At 65.7% G+C, this 2,955-nt stretch carries 3 protein-coding genes; 1 reads left to right on the top strand and 2 read right to left on the bottom strand.

The window, feature by feature from the left end:
* Positions 1-152 precede the first annotated feature (152 nt).
* Together ACLBWX_RS23045 and ACLBWX_RS23040 are read right to left on the bottom strand one after the other, a co-directional pair.
* Positions 153-551 (bottom strand): hypothetical protein, encoded by a 399-nt coding sequence (locus ACLBWX_RS23045; RefSeq protein ID WP_447679226.1) that lies wholly within the window; start codon positions 549-551, stop codon positions 153-155.
* 2 nt (positions 552-553) lie between these two features.
* The gene (locus ACLBWX_RS23040; RefSeq protein WP_447679225.1) at positions 554-1,210 is read right to left on the bottom strand and encodes a nucleotide-binding protein; all 657 of its coding nucleotides are present in this window, start codon (positions 1,208-1,210) and stop codon (positions 554-556) included.
* A 613-nt stretch (positions 1,211-1,823) separates the two neighbouring features.
* Here ACLBWX_RS23040 and ACLBWX_RS23035 point away from each other — a divergent pair.
* Complete coding sequence (locus ACLBWX_RS23035; RefSeq protein ID WP_447679224.1) at positions 1,824-2,642, top strand: hypothetical protein; 819 nt, start codon at positions 1,824-1,826, stop codon at positions 2,640-2,642.
* The last annotated feature ends 313 nt before the right edge of the window (positions 2,643-2,955 follow it).

The following is a 2,955-nucleotide window of genomic DNA, read 5'->3' as shown; positions in this document are numbered from 1 at the left end:
CCTTTTCTGTGTTTCGGACCTTCCAATGCATATCCGGCGTCCGTTGGGCCATGGTCCTGTGGACGTCGGCCGAACCACCGTACAGGCGTCCGCATGGTTCGGATCGGCCCTGCGGACAGCGATCGTCCGGACAAGACCCCTGCGGACACCTCCTAGCGCAGGCGGCGCCCATCCTTCGGGATGGCGGAGAGGTCGAAGGCGTAGCCCTTGGCCGCCAGGGCCTCGAGGACCAGGTACTTCACGGTCACCCGGCGATCGAGGGCTTCCTGCCGCAGGGCCGTCCAGACGGGATCCGGCACCTCGATCTTCAGAACCGCTGCCTTGGGCCGCCTTGTGGAAGCCCGGGCCTTCGTGGGCGCTGCCGGTACGCTCTCGGTAGCCTCGGCCGGCTGGGGCTCGTCGAAGATCCGGGCCGCGGCCGGCGGCATCTGGGGGGCGCTCGAGGCCCGCGTGAAGCCGAGGTCCCTTGTGGCGGCCGCCAGCTGCCGGGCATCCTCCGGACTCGTATGCGGCCGTGGACGGGGCGAGGGCAGGAACGGAGGCTTGCTCATCGTCAGGCTCCCTGCTGCCCGGCCAGAATGGCGAGGAGCTCGTTCAGGACACCGCCCACCTCGGCGGCGGCCTTCGGATCGCCTCCCGGCCCGGCCGGCGTCGATCCCGTGAAGTGCATGGACTGGTACGCGGCCCGCTGGATCACCTCGGTCCGCAGCAGCGGGATGCCGGCGCCCTGGATTTCCTCCCGGGCGTGCTGGGCGACACGGCTCTGCAGGGGCGACATCTGGGTCAGGACCACCCGGGCCGGGATCGATCGGCGCAGCATCCGCTCGGCCCGCTGCACCACCTCGTAGGTCCGAAACACCTCCTGCAGGTCCATCCCCGAGATCTTGGTGGGGATCAGCACGAGGTCCGACTCGGCGATCGCGTAGGTGACGGCCTGTGAGGCGGCGCCCTCGAGGTCCACCAGGACGATCCCGTACTGCGTCGCTGCCTCCGCGATGCGGTCGAGAATGACGGTCTCCGTCACCCCCGAGATGACCGCGACGGTGGAGTCTGTTCCAGCGCGCTCGCGCCACGAGCCCACATGCCCGTTCGGGTCGGCATCGACGATGGCCACGCTTCCCCCCTGCCGGGCGAAGGCATCGGCCAGGCAGATCACGAGAGTCGTCTTCCCCACTCCCCCCTTCGTCGAGCAGACGCTGATGACCGCCATCGAAAGGCTCCTTGAGATCCGGGGGGCCAAACCCTCAAGGGCCTAAATCCCCAGACACCCTAGTGTCCAAGTCCCCAAGAACCCGTGAACCCAAGAGCCCGTAAGCCCAATTGATCTCTTGGGCAAAAACCCATTTGCCCATATAGAACGAATTCCTACGATATTTCAAATGCTTGGAGTCAACAGGATGCTCCAGCTCTATCGTAGGAGCTATCTGATCGGACTGTCGACCTTGTCCGTTCGGCGGCCTGGAACGCCCTGGTCCGGCCGAATGAACCGGTGGCATGAAGGCGCGTGAGCTATCGACCGGACGCTGCCGCGTAACGGCACAAGTCCCTGGTTTGACAGGAGAGGCCCGCGCATGCCGAATGCATGGTCTCGGTCGCTTGCTTGACCGAGGATTCGATCAAGGAACCGCCGCTTCACCGCAGTAGGACCCTGAAACGACAACGGCCCCCCGGTCGCCAAACCGGAAGGGCCGTCAAATCGTATGATGTGCCAAGGAACACCGAATGTCCTTAGCACATCATAGCTCCTCTCAGGAGTCAATCGAGAATGTGCATTCTCGAGGCGATGTCGCTTGGCCCGATGCGGTCCCAACCCAGGGACCACCATGTCGTTCGACCACCTGCTCAGTCTCGTTAACCATGTTCCCCTGGCCTCCCTGGACGCCCTGAGCCGCGATGTGTGGCGCGGGGCCGGGGAAGGCAGCCTGACCGAGGCCCAAGCCCAGGCCCTCGCCGAAGCCATCCACGGCCGTCGCAAACCGCGCGCTCAGGCCTCCGCCGTTTCCCTGGGATGTCTCACGGTCGGTTCCTCGCAGAGGCCTCCCGAGGCGGCTCCCGAAGCTTCGGGAGCACCTTCGAGCAAGGATCTGGCCAAGGATCCGCGCCTCTGGTCGTATTTTCCGGCCAAGCGTTCTCAGCGCGCACCAGACCGGGCCCGCTCCCTGGAACGCCGGCGAACCCTGGCCGCCTCCGGGCCCCTGCCGCCCACGCTCGCCTGCCGCTTCACCACAGGGGAGCTGGCGGTCCTCAAGGTCGTAGCCGACGCGTTCGTGGCGGCCCGCCAATGCACGCTCTCGATCCCCGAGATCGCAGCACGGTCCGGTGTGAGCCAGACCAAGGCGCGCGTGGCCCTGCGGATTGCCCGAAACCTCGGCCTGGTGTCGATCACGGAGCGGCGGGTTCCCTATCGTCCCAACCTCACCAACGTGGTTCGGATCGTATCGCCGGTCTGGTTGACCTGGCTGGCGCGCTGGAAACCTCGGAGCAAGGTCCCCGGGGGGATAAGCGGTGACCTGCCGACCTCCCGCCAAGCCCCTGAAGCCGTGGCCGCTGCCCCAGACAGGGGGGAGGGTTCACTTTTGAGAGGGCCACGGAATCAAGGGTTTACGAGAAAAGAGGCGGTCAGGCGCACAACCTGGAGGTGACGAGATGACCTCTCCGGTGCAGCAGCGCTCCGACATTCTGTCCTGGCTCGGGACTGAAGGTCCTAGATCCTCGAAAAGCACGTGAAACGCGAGCGCGAGCACGTGTCGAGGTCACGCGGTCAGGACGGGATCTTCAGCTCCGTCGCGACGCGATTTCGACGCACGTCTGGATTCGACGCCGCGTCCGGAAGAGAACGAAACTGCGACACGTGCGTTTTCGCCGATCGTGGGTGTTGACGTATTTGGGCTTGGTCCGTATACCCCGGTTCATCGGCGGGCGGCCAACGGGGTTGGCGGCTTGCTTTTGCATCTC

It is taken from the genome of Methylobacterium sp. M6A4_1b (assembly GCF_053345175.1).
This window is presented reverse-complemented; position numbering and strand designations above follow the sequence as displayed.

Bases quoted from the DNA above. Each gene is read 5' to 3' on its own strand.
- ACLBWX_RS23045 (WP_447679226.1), bottom strand. From the start codon at position 551: ATGAGCAAGCCTCCGTTCCTGCCCTCGCCCCGTCCACGGCCGCATACG.
- ACLBWX_RS23040 (WP_447679225.1), bottom strand. From the start codon at position 1,210: ATGGCGGTCATCAGCGTCTGCTCGACGAAGGGGGGAGTGGGGAAGACG.
- ACLBWX_RS23035 (WP_447679224.1), top strand. From the start codon at position 1,824: ATGTCGTTCGACCACCTGCTCAGTCTCGTTAACCATGTTCCCCTGGCC.